Source organism: Collimonas sp. GW821-FHT07E08 (assembly GCF_059418905.1).
This window is the reverse complement of the sequence record NZ_JBWKQR010000010.1, coordinates 40,094-56,208: the sequence shown is the minus strand read 5'-3', so window position 1 is coordinate 56,208 and position 16,115 is coordinate 40,094. Positions and strand designations below refer to the sequence as shown.

Here is a 16,115-nt window from a genome sequence, read left to right as displayed (position 1 = left end):
TTATTCTGCTTCAGATTCAAGATTCAGATTGACAGCGCGTGCAGGAACTACGGTTGAGATGGCGTGTTTGTATACCATTTGGGTAACGGTATTACGCAGTAAAACGACGTATTGATCGAAGGATTCGATATGGCCTTGGAGCTTGATGCCGTTGACCAGGTAGATGGAAACCGGAACATGCTCTTTACGCAAGGCGTTCAAAAACGGGTCTTGTAACAATTGCCCTTTATTACTCATGGCTACTCCACTGTGTTGTTGTGATTAGAAGTCAGATGCAAACTGAAATCGAGAATAAACTCTGCGAATGACTCGGTGGGTGTTTTACGAATGTAAACGATTTTCGGATTTACTGCTCAGAAAAAAGTGTTTTTAAAAAATTATTTTTCCTGGCGAGCGTATGGATTCCGACTGGATCTGAACTCGATGCGTAATGGAGTCCCAACCAGCGAAAAAGTTTCTCTGAAATGTTTTTCCAGATAACGCTTATAGTTGTCTTCGATCGATTCCAGGGCGTTGCCGTGGATGACGACGATAGGCGGATTCATGCCGCCCTGGTGGGCATAACGCAGCTTCGGACGGATCGAACCCTTGCGCCGCGGCTGCTGGTGCTCTACCGCCTCGATCAAGGCGCGCGTCAGCTTCGGCGTAGTCAGGTTGGACATGGCCGCTGCGTACGCAGAATCTATCGACTTCATCAAAGGCGTGATGCCGGTGGATTTCAGCGCGGAAATAAAATGGAATTTCGCAAATGAAAGGAAGTTCAGCTTGCGATCCATATCCATCTTGATTTCATCGCGGCGGTCGCTGGTCAGGCCATCCCACTTGTTGACGCCAACCACCAGCGCGCGCCCGGTTTCCAGCACGAAGCCGGCGATGTGCGCGTCCTGCTCGGAGATATCCTGCTGCGCATCGAGCAGCAGCAAGACCACATTGGCTTCCGAGATCGACTGCAAAGTCTTGACCACGGAAAATTTCTCGATGGCCTCGAATACCTTGCCGCGGCGGCGGATGCCGGCAGTGTCGATCAAGGTGTACTTCTTGCCGTCGCGTTCGAACGGGATTTCGATCGAGTCGCGGGTGGTGCCCGGCATGTCGAACGCGATCACGCGCTCTTCGCCCAGCAAGGTATTGACCAGGGTCGACTTGCCGACGTTAGGACGGCCGACGATGGCGATCTTGACGCCGCGGTCCTTGTCTTCCGGCTCCGCCTCTTCCGACGGCCGCTGCGAGAAAGCCAGGTCCAGCGACTCTTCCACCAGGTCGGTCACGCCGTCGCCATGGGCGGCCGAAATGACATAGGGATCGCCCATGCCGAGTTCGTAGAATTCAGCGGTGACCGACGTGTATTTCATGCCTTCGGATTTGTTCACCACCAGCATCACGGAACGGCCCGATTTGCGCAGGAAATCGGTGATGGTCTTGTCGTGCGGCGTCAGGCCCTGGCGGCCGTCGACGATGAAAATCACGATATCGGCTTCCGCCACCGCCTGCTTGGTCTGCTTCGCCATTTCGTGCATGATGCCGTCTTTGGCAACCGGCTCGAAACCGCCAGTATCGATCACCAGGAATGGCCGTTCACCGACCCGCCCTTCGCCGTAATGGCGATCGCGAGTCAAGCCGGGCAAATCGGCGACCAAGGCATCGCGTGAACGCGTCAGGCGATTGAACAAGGTCGATTTGCCGACATTGGGACGTCCTACAAGTGCAATTACTGGCTTCATTAAGTTGTTTTCACTAAGTTGTTACTCTGTCGCAATCGCGATCAGTGTTCCGGATTTTGTTTGAAAAATCACGTTGGAGCCTGCCACCACCGGGTTCGGCAGGACCGCACTGCTGTCCGCGCGAATCCGTGCGATCAGGGCGCCGTCGTCGCGCGACAGGAAGTGGATATATCCTTCATAGTCGCCCACGACTACCGCCTTAGGCAAGACGGCAGGCGTAGTCAGCACACGGTTGGCAAGCTTCTTGTTTTGCCATACTACAGCACCGCTGTCCAAGGTGAACGCAGACACCGCGCCATGCTCGTCTGCCGCATAGATGTTCTTGCCGTCGCTGCCGACGCCGACATCGCTGGAAAACGGCTTGGCCCAGTGCGCGGTGCCGCTGCCGGCATCAAAGCAGCCGACCCGGCCCTGGTAGGCCACGGCGCAGACATCACGGCCGACAATCACCGGCATGCCGGAAGCGTCGGCTACCCGCTCCAGCTCGGTGGTGCCGCGCGGATCGCCGATCGCCATTTCCCACCAGGGACCGCCGTTAGTCAGGTTCAACGCCGACAAGCGCCCCCCCGGCAGGGACAGGAAAGTTGCCTGCGGAACAACCAGGATGCCCGGCGCCGAACGCAGGGTCAGCGGCGGCAAGGTGCGCAGCACGGCCCAGCGACGCTCGCCGGTTGCCGCATCATAAGCGGCGATCCGGTTGTCCTGGCTGCGCACGACCACCAGCCCCTGGCCTACAGCCGGAGCCGACAAGATCTCGCTGGAGGCTTGCGCCTGCCAGATTTTTTTACCCTGGCCGTCAAACGCCAGCACAATGCCCTTTTCGCCTGCCACCGCGACGGTGTTGCCGTCGCTGCCGGCGCCGGCGGTCAGGCGCGTACCCGCGCTGATGCGCCAGGCAACCGTGCCGTTGGCGGCGTTGATGCGCGCCACGGTGCCGTCAGCCGCTGCGGCAAACACGCTGTCGCCGGCAACCACAGGCGAGAAAGCGAAGATCGAAGCGCTGCCGATCGACTGTTTCCAGACCGGTTGCACCTTGAGGCTTTGTGTAAATTCAACCAAAGGCGCAGGCAGGTTGCTTGTCTTCTTGCTACTGAACAAGGAACAGCCGCCCAATATCAAGAAAGCACCGGCACAGGCAACAGCTCGCAAAGTCTTCACACGCATATTCTTCCTTTTTCCGAATTATCAGGCCGCGGCTTTGGCTGGAGCTCCGCCAATCGCATCAAGTTTCAATTGAATCAATTCCTTGCCAGGATTCTTGCTATCCATCTTGTCCAGCGCCAGCTGGTAGGCGGCGCGCGCCTCGTCCAGCTTGTTCTGCGCTACCAGGATGTCGCCCTTGCGGTCAGCCGCTGCGCTGGCGAAAGGCGCCGGCAGGTCTGCCGCCAGCACTTTCAAGCCGTCGTCATAAGCTTTCTGGTCGAGCAGGATGCCGGCCAGGCGGATCCGGGCCAGCGCCTTGTAGTCTTCGTCGCGGCCGTGGTCAACCACCCATTGCAGCTGCTCCTTCGCGGCATTCAGGTCGTTGGCGTCAAAAGCCACCTTGGCCGCCGACAAGGCGGCCATGCCGGCGTAAGCGGTGCGGCCGAACTTCTGCTGTATGTCGGCAGCGGCGCGCTGCACCTTGGCGTTGTCCTTGCCGGCAACAGCCTTTTGCTGCTCGTCGTATAGCTGCGAAGCCTGCAAGGACTGGCTGCGCTGGTAATAATTCCAGCCGGACCAGCCGGCGTAGGCAGCCAGGGCAATAATCAGCACCCAGGTGGTCAGATTGCCGTATTTGTTCCACCAATCCTTAAGCGTTGCCAGTTGTTCCTGTTCGTCGAGATCGAATGCCATATGATTTTAGTTTTTAGTAATGAATTAATGATGATAGTGGACGTGGTCGCCATGGTCGTGGTCGTGGCCGTGATCGTCGCCGGCGCCGACGATCTGGTCGACCAGATAATCGCTGACCGCATCGAAAGGTACGACACTTTGATTGCCGGCACTAGTTTTTTCGGCATCGCCATCGACTTCGGCGCGCAGGGTCTTGACGGTCGCAGTCTGGTTCGCCACTTCGTCCTCGCCGATAATGATGGCGTAGGCAGCGCCGCTGGCGTCAGCGCGTTTCATCTGCGACTTGAAGCTGCCGCCGGCATTGGACGAGGCGCAATGTAGCACAACATCCAGTCCGGCATTGCGCAAACGCTCGGCCAGCACGAACGATTGCAGCTGCGCTGCTTCGCCCTGGTGCACCAGGTACACATCGCATTCGTTGCGCACGGCCTGCTCGCCGTTGGCGCGCATCAGTTCCAGCAAGCGCTCGACGCCCATCGCAAAACCGCAGGCCGGGGTCGGCTTGCCGCCAAACATTTCCACCAGCGGATCGTAACGGCCGCCGCCGCATACCGTGCCTTGCGAACCGAGCTGGTCGGTGACCCACTCGAACACGGTGCGGTTGTAGTAATCCATGCCGCGCACCAGCCGTGGGTTGATGGTGAAAGGAATATTGTTGTGGTTCAGGATCTTTTGCACGCCTTCAAAGTGCGCCAGCGATTCCGTGCCCAGGTAGGACAGCAGTTGCGGCGCGCCGTTAACCATTTCCTGCATGACCGGATTCTTGGTGTCCAGGATACGCAATGGATTGGAATGCAGGCGGCGTTGCGCATCGGTGTCCAGCAAGTCCTTGTGCTGTTCAAAGTAGGCGATCAGGTCGGCACGGTGGCGGTTGCGTTCCTCCGCATCGCCGATCGAATTCAGTTGCAGCTTCACATCCTGCAAGCCGAGGTCGTCCCACAGACGCTGGCACATCATGATCAGTTCGGCGTCGATATCCGGACCGGTAAAGCCGAGGGCTTCGGCGCCGACCTGGTGGAACTGGCGGTAGCGGCCGCGCTGCGGGCGCTCATGGCGGAACATCGGGCCGTTGTACCAGAGCCGCTTGGGGCCGTCGTAAGTCAGGTTATGTTCGATCGCGGCGCGCACCACGCCGGCGGTGCTTTCCGGACGCAAGGTCAGGTTGTCGCCGTTCATCGAATCGGTAAACGAATACATTTCCTTTTCGACGATATCGGTCACGGCGCCAAGGCCGCGTGCAAACAAGGCGGTAGGTTCGACGATAGGCGTGCGGATTTTCTGGAAACCGTAGCTCTTCAGCACCGACTCCACCGTGTTTTCAAACAATTCCCACAAGGCAGCATCGGCCGGCAGGATATCGTTCATACCTTTTACGCCGACGATTTTTTCGGCTTTCTTATTTTCAGACATTCTTTTTCAATACGCAGGTAATGATTAATATTTATTCGGATCAGGCTGCTGCCTGGCCGTAGTGGCTCTTCACGTAATCCAGCACCACTGCCTGGAACTCTTCGGCAATCCGTTCGCCGCGCAGCGTCAGTTTTTTCTCGCCATCGATGAACACCGGCGCCGCCGGCGATTCGCCGGTGCCAGGCAAGCTGATGCCGATGTTCGCATGCTTGGATTCGCCCGGGCCGTTCACGATGCAGCCCATCACCGCCACATTCATGCCTTCGACGCCTGGGTAGGCTTTTTTCCAGACCGGCATCTGGTCGCGCAGGTAGGTCTGGATCTTGTCCGCCAGGTCCTGGAACACGGTCGAGGTGGTGCGGCCGCAACCCGGACAGGCAATCACCATCGGCGCGAACTTGCGCAAGCCCATGGTTTGCAGGATTTCCTGGCCGACGATCACTTCCCGCGTGCGGTCGCCGCCCGGTTCCGGCGTCAGCGAAATCCGGATGGTGTCTCCTATGCCTTCTTGCAGCAGCACCGACAACGCTGCGGTCGAAGCGACAATGCCTTTGCTGCCCATGCCTGCTTCGGTCAGGCCGAGATGCAAAGGATAATCGCAGCGCCGCGCCAATTCGCGGTAGACGGCGATCAGGTCCTGCACGCCCGACACCTTGCACGACAGGATGATGCGGTCGGCCGCCAATCCGAGCTCTTCGGCGCGCTGCGCATTTTCTATCGCGGAGGTCACCAGTGCTTCATACATGACTGCTTGCGCCGGCCACGGCTGGCTGCGCAAGGCGTTTTCGTCCATGATGCGCGCCAGCAGCGCCTGGTCCAGGCTGCCCCAGTTGACGCCGATGCGAACCGGCTTGCCGTACCTGCAGGCGGCTTCGATCATTTGTGCGTACTGCGTGTCGCGCTTGGCGCCCTTGCCGACATTGCCCGGGTTGATGCGGTACTTCGACAATGCCTGGGCGCACTCGGGAAAATCGTTCAGCAGGGTATGGCCGTTGTAGTGGAAATCCCCCACCAGCGGCACGTCTATCCCCATCTTGTCCAGTTGCTCGCGGATCGCCGGCACGGCCGCCGCCGCTTCCGGATTGTTCACGGTAATGCGCACCAGCTCGGAACCGGCGCGCGCCAGATCCTTGATCTGGATCGCGGTACCGATCGCATCAGCGGTATCGGTATTGGTCATCGACTGCACCACCACCGGCGCGCCGCCGCCAACCACGATCTTGCGATCGCCGTAGCTGATCGTTGCGCCGCGGCTAAGGCGGCGCACGCTCGGCCCTGAACTTATTGGCAAATTCGTCTGCGGCATGGGCTGCTCTCTTTCCATCACGCTTATTTCAGGTTCAATCTGGCCACATTGGTTTTGGAGCCGGCCTTGAGGTCAACCGGCACACCGCGCAGCGTCGCGTCGACGCCGGCAAGATTGCCGATGATGATATTGACCGGCTGCGACATATCCACCGTTTCCGTACTGCCCGCCTTGGCCAGGCGCGAGATCAGCACGGTATTGTCGGCGCGCTTGATTTCGACCCATGAATCCTGGCGGAAGTTCAGGCTCAGCTCACCGCCGCTGGCTGGCGCCGGACTCACTACCTGGGTGTTCGCCGGCGCTGCATCGACGCCAGTCTCGGGCACCGCCGCCGCACTCGCGGCAGGGGCAGGAGCGGCAGTCAAAGGCGCGTTGGCCGCTGCATCGACAGCCTGGGTTTCGACGGCAGGCGCTGCGGCCTTGCCTTCCGTGCTTGCCGCGCTGCTCGCGGCGGCCGATTTTTCTGCCAGCGACTGCAGCGTATTCTGCACCACGGGTATCACGTCCAGCCGTATCGCCACCGCCAGCAGCAACAGCAATACCGCCAGCACCACCAGCCATTTATAAGCAAATTTATTGCGCCCCATCAAACTGAAGCGGGATTCGGAGAAAGGCGTCGACAAAGGACTGCCATGCACCGTGCTGGCTGTCGGCTGCGCAGTCACGGCCGGTGAAATGGTCGCCAGCAAGGCGGTCGCATCCAGGCCCAGCAGCTTTGCGTAGGAACGGATAAAGCCGCGCGTCATCACCATGGTAGGCAACGCAGCGAAATTATCGTTTTCCATGGCGTCGATCTGGCGCGGCGCCAGCTTCAGGTGGCTGGCCACATCCTGCACCGACCAGCCCAGTTCTTGCCGCCTGCCTGCCAGCTGCTCGCCGAGCGATAGCGGCACGGCGCTGGCGGCTTCAGGAACTGCGCTTTCCTCGCCTGCGAGGTCGGCATCCGCGATTTTCAGCTGTCCATGCTCACTCATCAAACGCCCCGCGCTGATATGCAGCGAATTCAGGGGAGCCACCAAAACGACGGCGCAATTGCGTCGCCAAACTTGCCTCTGCAGCTGTGTCACCCAACTTGCGCTCCACTTTGATGGCTGTCCATAATGCTTCCGCATTCTGCACATCGGTTTTCAATACGAGACCGATATAAAACCGGGCCCGTTCATAATCGTTGCGGTCATACGCCAGCTGCGCCAGCTTGGCGTTCGTCAGGGGATTGCTGGCATCGAACTGGAACGCCTGCGACAGGTAGCGCTGCGCCGCCGCGGTATCGTTGAATTTGAGGCTGCAGACCCCGGCGTTGGTCAGGGCTTTTGCCGGCGACTGGTAGTTGCGGCTCTTCAGCGCCGTCTCGAATTGCGCGATCGATTCCTTGGCGCGGCCGTTCTGGCACAGGAACCAGCCATAGTTGTTGGCGTAATCCGGATTGCTCGGCGACAGCCGCAGGGCGTGCTGGAAATTGTCGTCGGCCAGGCGATTTTCAGACATCTCCATGTAGATCAGTCCACGCACGCTATAGGCATCGCCCAATTCAGGATCCGCCACCAAAGCCTGCTTGATCTCGTCCAGCGCGACTTCCAGCTGGTGCTGTTCGTAATAACCGATCGCCAGCTGCAAACGAATGCCGGCGCGGCGCTGCGCTTCGGTCTGGTCTGAGCTGGTCGCCAGTTCGCGGCGCGAACCGCCCTCGCTGTCGCTGCTCGACGGAGGCGTGGTGCAAGCACTCAAGCCGGTCAATAACGACAAGGTAGCCGTGGCGAACACCAGCCGGCATTGCCAGCTCCCTAGCTTGCTGCTTACTTTTTCTATCACTGAGACACCTCGATGATACGGCCAAAATTCTTCCCGAATTTCTGTTGATATTCGGTCATTTTCTGCATGCGTTCCTGCACCCGAGTCCGGTCTTGCACTTCGCCGGCGAGCTGGCCGCAGGCAGCGTCGATATCGTCGCCGCGCGTCTTGCGCACGGTGGTGACGATGCCGGCGTCCATCAGGACCTGGGCGAAAGCCTTGATGCGCGGATTGTTCGAGCGCTTCAATCCCGACTCGGGAAAAGGATTGAACGGGATCAGGTTGAATTTGCAAGGTACGGCTGGCCCGCCTGCGTGGCCCTGTACCAGCGCGATCAGTTCGCGCGCATGGGCGTCGGTATCGTTGACGCCATCCAGCATGCAATATTCAAAAGTGATGAAATCGCGCGGCGCGAATTCCAGGTAGCGCTTGCAGGCCGCCATCAGCTCGCGCAGCGGATATTTCTTGTTGAGCGGCACCAGGCCGTCGCGCAAGGTGTCGTTGGAAGCATGCAGCGATACCGCCATCGCTACCGCGCAGTCCTGCGACAGCTTGTCGATCATCGGCACTACGCCGCTGGTAGACAAGGTCACGCGGCGGCGCGACAGGCCGTAGGCGTTATCGTCCAGCATCAGCTTGAGCGCGGTCACCGTCGGCTCATAGTTCAGCAAGGGTTCGCCCATGCCCATCATCACCACGTTGGTGATCTGGCGCTCGCCTTTGTGGCCGGGCTCGATGCCCTTGGATTTGCGCAACTCAAACTCGGCCATCCATAACTGGCCGATGATTTCACCGACGGTCAGGTTGCGGCTGAAGCCTTGCTTGCCGGTGGAGCAGAAGCGGCAGTTCACGGCGCAGCCGGCCTGGGTCGAAATGCACAGGGTGCCGCGGTTTTCTTCGGGAATGAACACCGTCTCCACCGCATTGCCCTGGCCGACGTCGAGCAGCCATTTGCGGGTGCCGTCGGTTGAAGTATGATCGCTGATCACGGCGGGAGCGGCAATCATTGCCCGCGTCGCCAGCTTGTCACGCAATGACTTGGCCAGATCTGTCATTGCATCGAAATCGTGTGCGCCGAATTGATGAATCCAGCGCAGCAGTTGTTTTGCGCGAAACGGCTTCTCACCCAACTCGCCGCAATAAGCGGTCAGTTGTGCGGGATCCAGATCCAGCAGGTTGGTGAGAGCAGTCATGGCATTTCCAATTCAAAATAATTGCAGGACAGGGGCGCCGTGCGGCGCGCCTCCCTGCCCCCAACTATGCAAAGCATTTAAAACAATTACGCTGGGAAGAAATAAGCGATTTCAACCTTCGCCGCTTCCACTGCGTCCGAACCGTGCACTGCGTTGGCATCGATCGAGTCAGCGAAGTCAGCACGGATGGTGCCTTTTTCTGCCTTCTTAGGATCGGTTGCGCCCATCAGGTCGCGGTGCTTCAGTACTGCGTTTTCGCCTTCCAGCGCTTGGATCATCACTGGGCCGGAGATCATGAAATCGACCAGGTCCTTGAAGAAAGGACGCTCGCGGTGAACCGCGTAGAAACCTTCTGCTTCTGCGCGCGACAGGTGCGTCATGCGGGCAGCAACGATTTTCAGGCCAGCGTTTTCAAAACGGGTGTAAATCTGACCGATTACGTTCTTTGCCACTGCGTCCGGTTTGATAATCGACAGGGTGCGTTCAATTGCCATCTGAAAAACTCCAATAAAATGAAAGGGTTAAGCTGCTTATTTAAATGACTGGTTAATAGTTCAATCAACCTTTGATTTTAACACGAAACACCCATGTAGAATCGTCAAAACCAGCCAAAACGCAAGCCGCGTGCCATAGAAAACCCTTAAAAAAGGTCTGAGAACCACTTTGCGGCCTTGTTGTCTCATGTAATGATGTTGAAGTAGATGCTATGATCGCAACAGTTTAATACTTTTGCAATTTCCAAAGGAGTCCCTGATGAACCCGAACCTGCAACCGACCTACTCTCCCGGCAGCACCGCGCTGAGCGTACAGCACCGCGTGCTGCGCAACACCTACTGGCTGCTGGCCCTGTCCATGCTGCCGACGATTGCCGGCGCCTGGCTGGGGGTACAGATGGACTTCAGCTTCTTCGGAAAAAGTCCGCTGATCGGCTTCATGGCCATAGCGTTTGGTTTCTTCTATGCAATTGAAAAGACCAAGAACTCCGGCTGGGGCGTGCTGCTCCTGCTCGGCTTCACTTTCTTCATGGGCCTGATGCTGTCGCGCCTGATCGGCCATACGCTGGTCGGCTTCTCGAACGGCGCCTCGCTGATCATGATGGCTTTCGGCGGCACCGCCAGCGTATTTGTCGTCATGGCAAGCATCGCCACGGTCAGCAAGCGCGATTTCTCGAACATGGGGAAATGGCTGTTTGCCGGTGTCGTGGTGCTGCTGCTGGCTTCGCTGGCCAATGTTTTCCTGCAGATCCCGGCGCTCTACCTGGCGGTATCGGTGATCGCCATCGCGATTTTCTCGGCCTACATCCTGTACGACGTGCAACGCATCATCAATGGCGGCGAAACCAATTACATCTCGGCAACGCTGAGCCTGTACCTGGATGTCTACAATATTTTTGTCAACCTGCTGTCCCTGCTGGGAATTTTCGGCGGCAATCGAAACTAAGCAATGCTGCATGCAATAAAAAACCGGCCAAGGCCGGTTTTTTTTATTGCCGGGCGAATCGCATCACGGCAAATCGAATACCGCGATCGATTCCACATGCGCGGTATGCGGGAACATGTTCACCACCCCGGCCTGGCTCAGGCGATAGCCGCCGGCGATCAGCAAACCGGCATCGCGCGCCAGGGTCGACGGATTGCACGAAACGTACACGATCCGCTTCGGCATCAGCGCCGGATCGATTGCCGCCAGGCCAATAATCGCCTCACACACTGCCGCTGCGCCGTCGCGCGGCGGATCGATCAGCATGCGGTCGAATTTGCCCAGCGCGACAAAATCCTCCGGGCTCGCCTCAAACAGGTTGCGGCAATAAAAAGTGGTTTTGGCCGACAGCTGGTTGACCGCGGCATTCTCGCCGGCACGGTTGATCAGCGCCTGGCTGCCTTCGATCCCGACCACCTGCTGCGCCTGGGTCGCCAGCGGCAGCGTGAAATTTCCCAGGCCGCAGAACAGGTCGGCGACCCGTTCGCCCGGCTGCACATCCAGCAAACGCAAGGCGCGCGCCACCAGCACCCGGTTGATCTGATGGTTCACCTGGGTGAAATCGGTGGGCTTGAACGGCATGCGCACGCCGAATTCGGGCAAGGTATAGTACAGCTCGCCCTGCTCCGGATAAAACGGATAGGCGCTGTCCGGGCCAGCGGTTTGCAGCCACCAGTTCACACTGTATTGGTCGGCGAACGCCTTGAGCTTGATTTCGTCGTCCGCCGTCGGCGTCGCCATGATGCGCAGCACCAGCGCCGTCACCTTGCCCTGCGGCCCCTCGCCCACCGCCAGCTCGATCTGCGGGATCTGGTCGATCAGGCTCAGCGAAGCAATCAGGTGGCGCAGCGGCACCAGCATCGCCGATACATTCGGCGGCAATATTTCGCAGGTTTTCATGTCGGTGATGAAAGACGATTTCCTTTCATGGAAACCGACCAGCACCCCGCCCTTTTTAGGTACGTTGCGCACCGAAATGCGGGCCCGGTAGCGATAACCCCAGGTCGGCCCGTAAATCGGCCGCAGCATGGATTCTGCCTTGACCTTGCCGATATGCCACAGGTTATCTTCCAGTACGCGCTGCTTGATCGCCACCTGCGCCGTCGGCTCCAGGTGCTGCATGGCGCAGCCGCCGCACATGCCGAATACCGGGCACTGCGGCTTCACCCGCAACACCGATTCCTTGTGCAGGGCGGTCATGGTGGCCGCTTCCCATTTCGGCTTCTTGCGATACGACACAAAACTCACACGTTCGCCCGGCAAGGCGCCTTCTACAAAAATGACCTTGCCCTGGGTGCCGTCTTCATTTTGCAGGTGGCCGATGCCGCGCGCATCCATGTCGAGGGATTTGATATCGATAGTATCTTGTTGCATAGGAAGCAGTTATTCGTCGCCAGGGGCGACAGCAGAAAGAAAATGGTGCGAGATTATAGCGCTAGCAGCCTGTCGGACTTAGGGGGTCGAAGCGAAAAAATAGCTGGGCGAGGACAGATTTTGCCGGATTCGCAGTGTCAATAGCCTAGCTATTGACCAAGAAGCCGGTGAAATATGGTCCGCCCAGGTATTTTTGCAGCCGATCATCCTAAGTCCGACAGGCTGCTAGGCCGGGCAGGTTTAAAGAAAGGAGTCTTTGCCGACGCCTTTGGCGCCCAGCAAGCGTTTCAGCTTGAGCAACGCTTCCTGCTGGATCTGCCGCACCCGCTCGCGGGTGACGCCGATTTCGGCCGCCAGCTCTTCCAGCGTCGACGGATCGTCGTTGTCCAGGCCGAAGCGGCGCATGATGACGTTGCGCTGCTTGTCGGTCAGCTTTTCCAGCCAGACCCGGACCAGGATCGACATTTCCTGCTGCTCGGCGCGCGAATCGGGATTTTCCTCGGTCGCGCTCGGCAGCAAGTCCATCAGGCTGGCCAGCGGATCCTGGTCCAGCGGCGCATCCAGCGATGCCGCGTGTTCGGACAGGGCCAGCACATCCTGCACATCTTCCACCGGCCGGTCCACCAGATGGGCGATGTCTTCGGCGCTGGCGTCCTTGCCGTCGTGGTGCTGCGCTTCCAGGTGGTATTTGGCGCGCAGGATCTGGTTCAGCTCGCGCACCATGTGCACCGGCAAACGCACGGTGCGCGCCTGGTTCATGATGGCGCGCTCGATGCTTTGGCGTATCCACCAGGTAGCGTAGGTAGAGAAACGGAAACCGCGCTCCGGCTCGAACTTGTCGATCGCCCGCATCAGGCCCAGGTTGCCTTCCTCGATCAAATCGAGCAAGGCGACGCCGCGGTTGATATAGTGTTTCGCAATCGAGACCACCAGCCGCAGGTTGTGCTCGATCATTTTCTGCCGGGCTTCGAAATTGCCTTGTTTCGCCAGGGTGGCGAAATGCACTTCCTCGGTCACCGACAGCAGCGGCCGGGTGCCGATCTGGTTCAGGTAGTGCTGCGTGGTGTCGGTCGACAGCTCGGCGGCAAGGACTTTCTTGAGCTCCTCGACGCCATCGACCACCACCACCACGCCGTCGACCACGACTTCGTCGTCGACGTCCTGCTCGGCGGCGACAGCATCAACATCATCTTGCCCATCATCGGCAATCTGCTCCGATGCATCGTCAAGCTCGTCATCCTGATGATCTGTCGGCCGTTTGCTCATTTATCGACTAGGTAAGAATTTCGATGGATCCACAGGTTTGCCTTGCTGGCGGATTTCGAAATGCAGCTTGACCGCATCGCTGTCCGAATTACCCATTTCGGCAATTTTCTGGCCCTTGCTCACCGTCTGCCCCTCTTTTACCAGGATGCTCTTATTATGCGCGTAAGCGGACAACAAGTTGCTGGTATGTTTGATGATAACCAAATTACCGTAGCCGCGAATGCCGCTGCCGGCATACATTATCTTGCCGCCCGCCGCGGCGACCACGGCCTGTCCGGCTTTGCCCGCGATATCGATGCCTTTCTTGCCCTGGTCGAAAGCGCCCACCTGCTTGCCTTCAGCCGGCCACATCCAGTCCACCTTGTCTTCGTCGCCGGATGCCGGCGCGGCTGTCGAGGCTGCGCTGCCAGCTGCGGCGGCGGCAGGCGCCGCCACGGCCGGCGTCGGCGCCGGTTTCGGCGCCTCGCTGGACGGCCCGGCATCGGGCTTTTGCAGTTCAGCCAATGCGCTGTCGGAATACGGGCGCTTGTCGCCGCGCGGTCCGCTCTTGTTGCCGCCGCTGGCGGCAGCCGCCGCCGACGGCGCGGATCCCAGGGAACGCACCTCGACCCCCGAACCGGAAGCTACGCTGCCGGCCTGAGCGCCCCCGGCCGAACCGGAGCCGCTACCTGGAGGCTGCACCCGCAGCACCTGGCCAACCTTGATGTCGTTGGCGTTGTCCAGCTTGTTCCAGGCCACGATATCGCGATAGCTCTGGCCGAATTCAAGCGCGATCCGGTACAAGGTGTCGCCCTGCTTCACTGTATAAGAACCGCCTCCTTCAGCGGCCCGCGGTGTTTCCGGCGCAGCCGCGGTAGCTACCGCACCGCTGCCGCCTGGCCGACGTTCGACTACCGGCGCCGGAGTGCGCGGAGTGGTACAGGCGGCCAGTGTACCTACCATTAATCCCAAAGCTATAAAGCGTGTTTTCTTCATTCTCATTACATTAATTATGTATATGCGACATGGTCGCTGATTATTCGTCAATTCACTCGTCAATTCTTTTTGCCCGCCGCCGCTCAAACCGTTCCGGCACGCAAAGGCACAAAATGACAGTCTTCCAGAGTGGTGCTGGTCCAATCAAATTTACTTGTACGCTGGATGAGCTGCAGTACCTGGTGACGGGCGCCGACCGGGGCCACCAGGCGGCCGCCGATCGTCATCTGGTCCAGTAAGGCTTGCGGCACTTCGAGGCCGGCTGCTGCCAGGATGATACCGTCGAACGGGGCCACCTGCGGCAGCCCAAGCATACCATCTCCGTAATGCAAACGGATGTTGGCAATCCGCAGCGGACGCAAGTTGCTTCTTGCCAGTTCGTGCAAGGGCTTGATCCGCTCTATCGAATAGACTTCCTTCGCAACCAGGGACAGCACGGCCGCCTGGTAACCGCAGCCGGTGCCGATTTCCAGCACGCGGTTCAAGACTCCGCCTTGCTGGTTGTCGCGCATGATTTCGATCATGCGCGCCACGATGTACGGCTGCGAAATGGTCTGGTGGTGGCCGATCGGCAGCGAGGCGTCGATGTATGCCTGGCTCGACAAGCCCGGCTCCATGAACATGTGGCGCGGCACGGTTGCCATCGCGGCCAGCACCTTGGCGTCGCTGACGCCTTGCCTGGCGACCCGCTCCACCATGGCTTTGCGCACGCCGTCGGAAACCATCGACCCCGAGCGGTCGACATGGCTTGCGGCCTGCGCCGGCCGTGCCATCGCCTTGCTTGCCGGCGCTGCGGGCGGCGCGCCGGCGGCAGTTCGCGGCGTCGGCCGGGAGTTTTCCCAGGCGGCATTTTTTGTTGCCGTCTGCGGCGTGGCGACGCTGCGTTTGTTCTGGTCGGCGCCGGGTTTCTTCTTGTCCGCAAGCGACGACAGCGTCAGCGGAAAACGCTTGGCCTTGTCGGTCATGACAAATCTTTCCTCAGCGCAGCCAGTTGCGCCGCATGGGTCAGGTCTACCTGCAAGGGAGTAACCGAGACATGGCCGTTGGCCGTCGCATGGAAATCGGTGCCTTCGCCGGCATCGCGCGCCGCGCCGGGCGGCCCGATCCAGTAGATGTCGCGGCCGTGCGGATCCTTGTCCTTGATGACCGCCTCCGATTCATGCCGCTTGCCCAGGCGGGTCGCCATGATCGGTTTCAGCTGGTCGTAAGGCAGGTTGGGAATATTCACGTTCAGCAGGTAAGGCTGCGGCAGGTTGGCGAAGCGGCGCTCGACGATCTCCCGCGCCACCATGGCCGCCGTCTCCAGCTCGTCCCAGCCTTTGTGCAGTTGCGAAAAGGCGATGGCGGGAATGCCGAACAGGAAGCCTTCGGTGGCAGCCGCCACCGTGCCGGAATACAGGGTGTCGTCGCCCATGTTCTGGCCCTGGTTAATGCCGGATACGATCAGGTCCGGCCGAAAATTCAGCAAGCCGGTCAAGGCAATGTGCACACAGTCGGATGGCGTCCCATTGACAAAATAGAATCCGTTTTCGGCGCGCTGCACGGATAAGGGCCGGTCCAGGGTCAGCGAATTGGAAGAGCCGGAACGGTTGCTGTCCGGGGCTACCACCACGATTTCGGCTATCGGCGCCAGCACATCCGCCAAGGCGATGATGCCCGGCGCCAGGTAACCATCGTCGTTGCTGATCAAAATTTTCATATCTGGATTTTACCCGAAGCAATGTTACTCATTTATGAAGATTTTGGAATTTTACCGAAGTGCCGTTT

General features: G+C 59.3%; 16 protein-coding genes. 1 reads left to right on the top strand and 15 read right to left on the bottom strand.

What is annotated here, in order from left to right:
* The 10 genes from hfq to ndk all read right to left on the bottom strand — a co-directional run bounded on the left by hfq (window position 1) and on the right by ndk (window position 9,748).
* The gene (gene hfq, locus AC07RZ_RS14375) at window positions 1-237 is read right to left on the bottom strand and encodes an RNA chaperone Hfq (protein WP_019141241.1); all 237 of its coding nucleotides are present in this window, start codon (window positions 235-237) and stop codon (window positions 1-3) included.
* A gap of 140 nt (window positions 238-377) precedes the next feature.
* On the bottom strand, window positions 378-1,721 hold the full coding sequence (der, locus tag AC07RZ_RS14370) for a ribosome biogenesis GTPase Der (RefSeq protein WP_144742424.1): 1,344 nt from the start codon (window positions 1,719-1,721) through the stop codon (window positions 378-380).
* 21 nt (window positions 1,722-1,742) lie between these two features.
* Window positions 1,743-2,885 carry an outer membrane protein assembly factor BamB gene (bamB, locus tag AC07RZ_RS14365; protein WP_494668409.1) on the bottom strand — a complete coding sequence of 381 codons (1,143 nt, stop codon included), beginning with the start codon at window positions 2,883-2,885 and terminating at the stop codon, window positions 1,743-1,745.
* A gap of 21 nt (window positions 2,886-2,906) precedes the next feature.
* Entirely contained in the window at window positions 2,907-3,557 is a 651-nt protein-coding gene (locus tag AC07RZ_RS14360) for a tetratricopeptide repeat protein (RefSeq protein ID WP_092392423.1), read from the bottom strand.
* Between the two features lie 24 nt (window positions 3,558-3,581).
* Window positions 3,582-4,967, bottom strand: coding sequence for a histidine--tRNA ligase (gene hisS / locus AC07RZ_RS14355; RefSeq protein ID WP_494668408.1), 1,386 nt, complete (start codon window positions 4,965-4,967; stop codon window positions 3,582-3,584).
* Between the two features lie 40 nt (window positions 4,968-5,007).
* Window positions 5,008-6,273, bottom strand: coding sequence for a flavodoxin-dependent (E)-4-hydroxy-3-methylbut-2-enyl-diphosphate synthase (gene ispG, locus AC07RZ_RS14350; RefSeq protein WP_494668407.1), 1,266 nt, complete (start codon window positions 6,271-6,273; stop codon window positions 5,008-5,010).
* A 23-nt stretch (window positions 6,274-6,296) separates the two neighbouring features.
* Window positions 6,297-7,247, bottom strand: coding sequence for a RodZ domain-containing protein (locus tag AC07RZ_RS14345; RefSeq protein ID WP_494668406.1), 951 nt, complete (start codon window positions 7,245-7,247; stop codon window positions 6,297-6,299).
* Window positions 7,240-8,082 carry a type IV pilus biogenesis/stability protein PilW gene (gene pilW / locus AC07RZ_RS14340; protein ID WP_494668405.1) on the bottom strand — a complete coding sequence of 281 codons (843 nt, stop codon included), beginning with the start codon at window positions 8,080-8,082 and terminating at the stop codon, window positions 7,240-7,242. The genes AC07RZ_RS14345 and pilW overlap by 8 nt, the downstream gene beginning before the upstream one ends.
* Window positions 8,079-9,254 (bottom strand): dual-specificity RNA methyltransferase RlmN, encoded by a 1,176-nt coding sequence (rlmN, locus tag AC07RZ_RS14335; protein WP_494668404.1) that lies wholly within the window; start codon window positions 9,252-9,254, stop codon window positions 8,079-8,081. Before rlmN ends, pilW begins: the two co-directional genes overlap by 4 nt.
* An 86-nt stretch (window positions 9,255-9,340) precedes the next feature.
* Window positions 9,341-9,748: a nucleoside-diphosphate kinase gene (ndk, locus tag AC07RZ_RS14330; protein WP_014005898.1), complete on the bottom strand. Its 408-nt coding sequence runs from the start codon at window positions 9,746-9,748 to the stop codon at window positions 9,341-9,343.
* Window positions 9,749-10,007: 259 nt separating this feature from the next.
* Here ndk and AC07RZ_RS14325 point away from each other — a divergent pair, with 259 nt between their 5' ends.
* Complete coding sequence (locus tag AC07RZ_RS14325) at window positions 10,008-10,694, top strand: Bax inhibitor-1/YccA family protein (RefSeq protein ID WP_494668403.1); 687 nt, start codon at window positions 10,008-10,010, stop codon at window positions 10,692-10,694.
* Between the two features lie 63 nt (window positions 10,695-10,757).
* Here the strand turns inward: AC07RZ_RS14325 and rlmD are convergent, their stop codons facing one another.
* The 5 genes from rlmD to surE form a co-directional block, all read right to left on the bottom strand.
* On the bottom strand, window positions 10,758-12,107 hold the full coding sequence (gene rlmD / locus AC07RZ_RS14320; protein ID WP_494668402.1) for a 23S rRNA (uracil(1939)-C(5))-methyltransferase RlmD: 1,350 nt from the start codon (window positions 12,105-12,107) through the stop codon (window positions 10,758-10,760).
* Between the two features lie 240 nt (window positions 12,108-12,347).
* On the bottom strand, window positions 12,348-13,373 hold the full coding sequence (rpoS, locus tag AC07RZ_RS14315) for an RNA polymerase sigma factor RpoS (protein ID WP_494668401.1): 1,026 nt from the start codon (window positions 13,371-13,373) through the stop codon (window positions 12,348-12,350).
* Complete coding sequence (locus AC07RZ_RS14310; protein WP_144736460.1) at window positions 13,374-14,348, bottom strand: peptidoglycan DD-metalloendopeptidase family protein; 975 nt, start codon at window positions 14,346-14,348, stop codon at window positions 13,374-13,376.
* A gap of 83 nt (window positions 14,349-14,431) precedes the next feature.
* A complete protein-coding gene (locus AC07RZ_RS14305; RefSeq protein WP_494668400.1) occupies window positions 14,432-15,313 on the bottom strand; it encodes a protein-L-isoaspartate(D-aspartate) O-methyltransferase in 882 nt (293 codons plus the stop codon).
* On the bottom strand, window positions 15,310-16,047 hold the full coding sequence (gene surE, locus AC07RZ_RS14300) for a 5'/3'-nucleotidase SurE (protein WP_144736456.1): 738 nt from the start codon (window positions 16,045-16,047) through the stop codon (window positions 15,310-15,312). The genes AC07RZ_RS14305 and surE overlap by 4 nt, the downstream gene beginning before the upstream one ends.
* Window positions 16,048-16,115: the final 68 nt, after the last annotated feature.

Bases quoted from the DNA above. Each gene is read 5' to 3' on its own strand.
- surE (WP_144736456.1), bottom strand. From the start codon at position 16,047: ATGAAAATTTTGATCAGCAACGACGATGGTTACCTGGCGCCGGGCATC.
- bamB (WP_494668409.1), bottom strand. From the start codon at position 2,885: ATGCGTGTGAAGACTTTGCGAGCTGTTGCCTGTGCCGGTGCTTTCTTG.
- AC07RZ_RS14360 (WP_092392423.1), bottom strand. From the start codon at position 3,557: ATGGCATTCGATCTCGACGAACAGGAACAACTGGCAACGCTTAAGGAT.
- AC07RZ_RS14345 (WP_494668406.1), bottom strand. From the start codon at position 7,247: ATGAGTGAGCATGGACAGCTGAAAATCGCGGATGCCGACCTCGCAGGC.
- rlmN (WP_494668404.1), bottom strand. From the start codon at position 9,254: ATGACTGCTCTCACCAACCTGCTGGATCTGGATCCCGCACAACTGACC.
- hfq (WP_019141241.1), bottom strand. From the start codon at position 237: ATGAGTAATAAAGGGCAATTGTTACAAGACCCGTTTTTGAACGCCTTG.
- rlmD (WP_494668402.1), bottom strand. From the start codon at position 12,107: ATGCAACAAGATACTATCGATATCAAATCCCTCGACATGGATGCGCGC.
- AC07RZ_RS14305 (WP_494668400.1), bottom strand. From the start codon at position 15,313: ATGACCGACAAGGCCAAGCGTTTTCCGCTGACGCTGTCGTCGCTTGCG.
- rpoS (WP_494668401.1), bottom strand. From the start codon at position 13,373: ATGAGCAAACGGCCGACAGATCATCAGGATGACGAGCTTGACGATGCA.
- der (WP_144742424.1), bottom strand. From the start codon at position 1,721: ATGAAGCCAGTAATTGCACTTGTAGGACGTCCCAATGTCGGCAAATCG.
- AC07RZ_RS14325 (WP_494668403.1), top strand. From the start codon at position 10,008: ATGAACCCGAACCTGCAACCGACCTACTCTCCCGGCAGCACCGCGCTG.
- hisS (WP_494668408.1), bottom strand. From the start codon at position 4,967: ATGTCTGAAAATAAGAAAGCCGAAAAAATCGTCGGCGTAAAAGGTATG.
- AC07RZ_RS14310 (WP_144736460.1), bottom strand. From the start codon at position 14,348: ATGAAGAAAACACGCTTTATAGCTTTGGGATTAATGGTAGGTACACTG.
- ndk (WP_014005898.1), bottom strand. From the start codon at position 9,748: ATGGCAATTGAACGCACCCTGTCGATTATCAAACCGGACGCAGTGGCA.
- ispG (WP_494668407.1), bottom strand. From the start codon at position 6,273: ATGCCGCAGACGAATTTGCCAATAAGTTCAGGGCCGAGCGTGCGCCGC.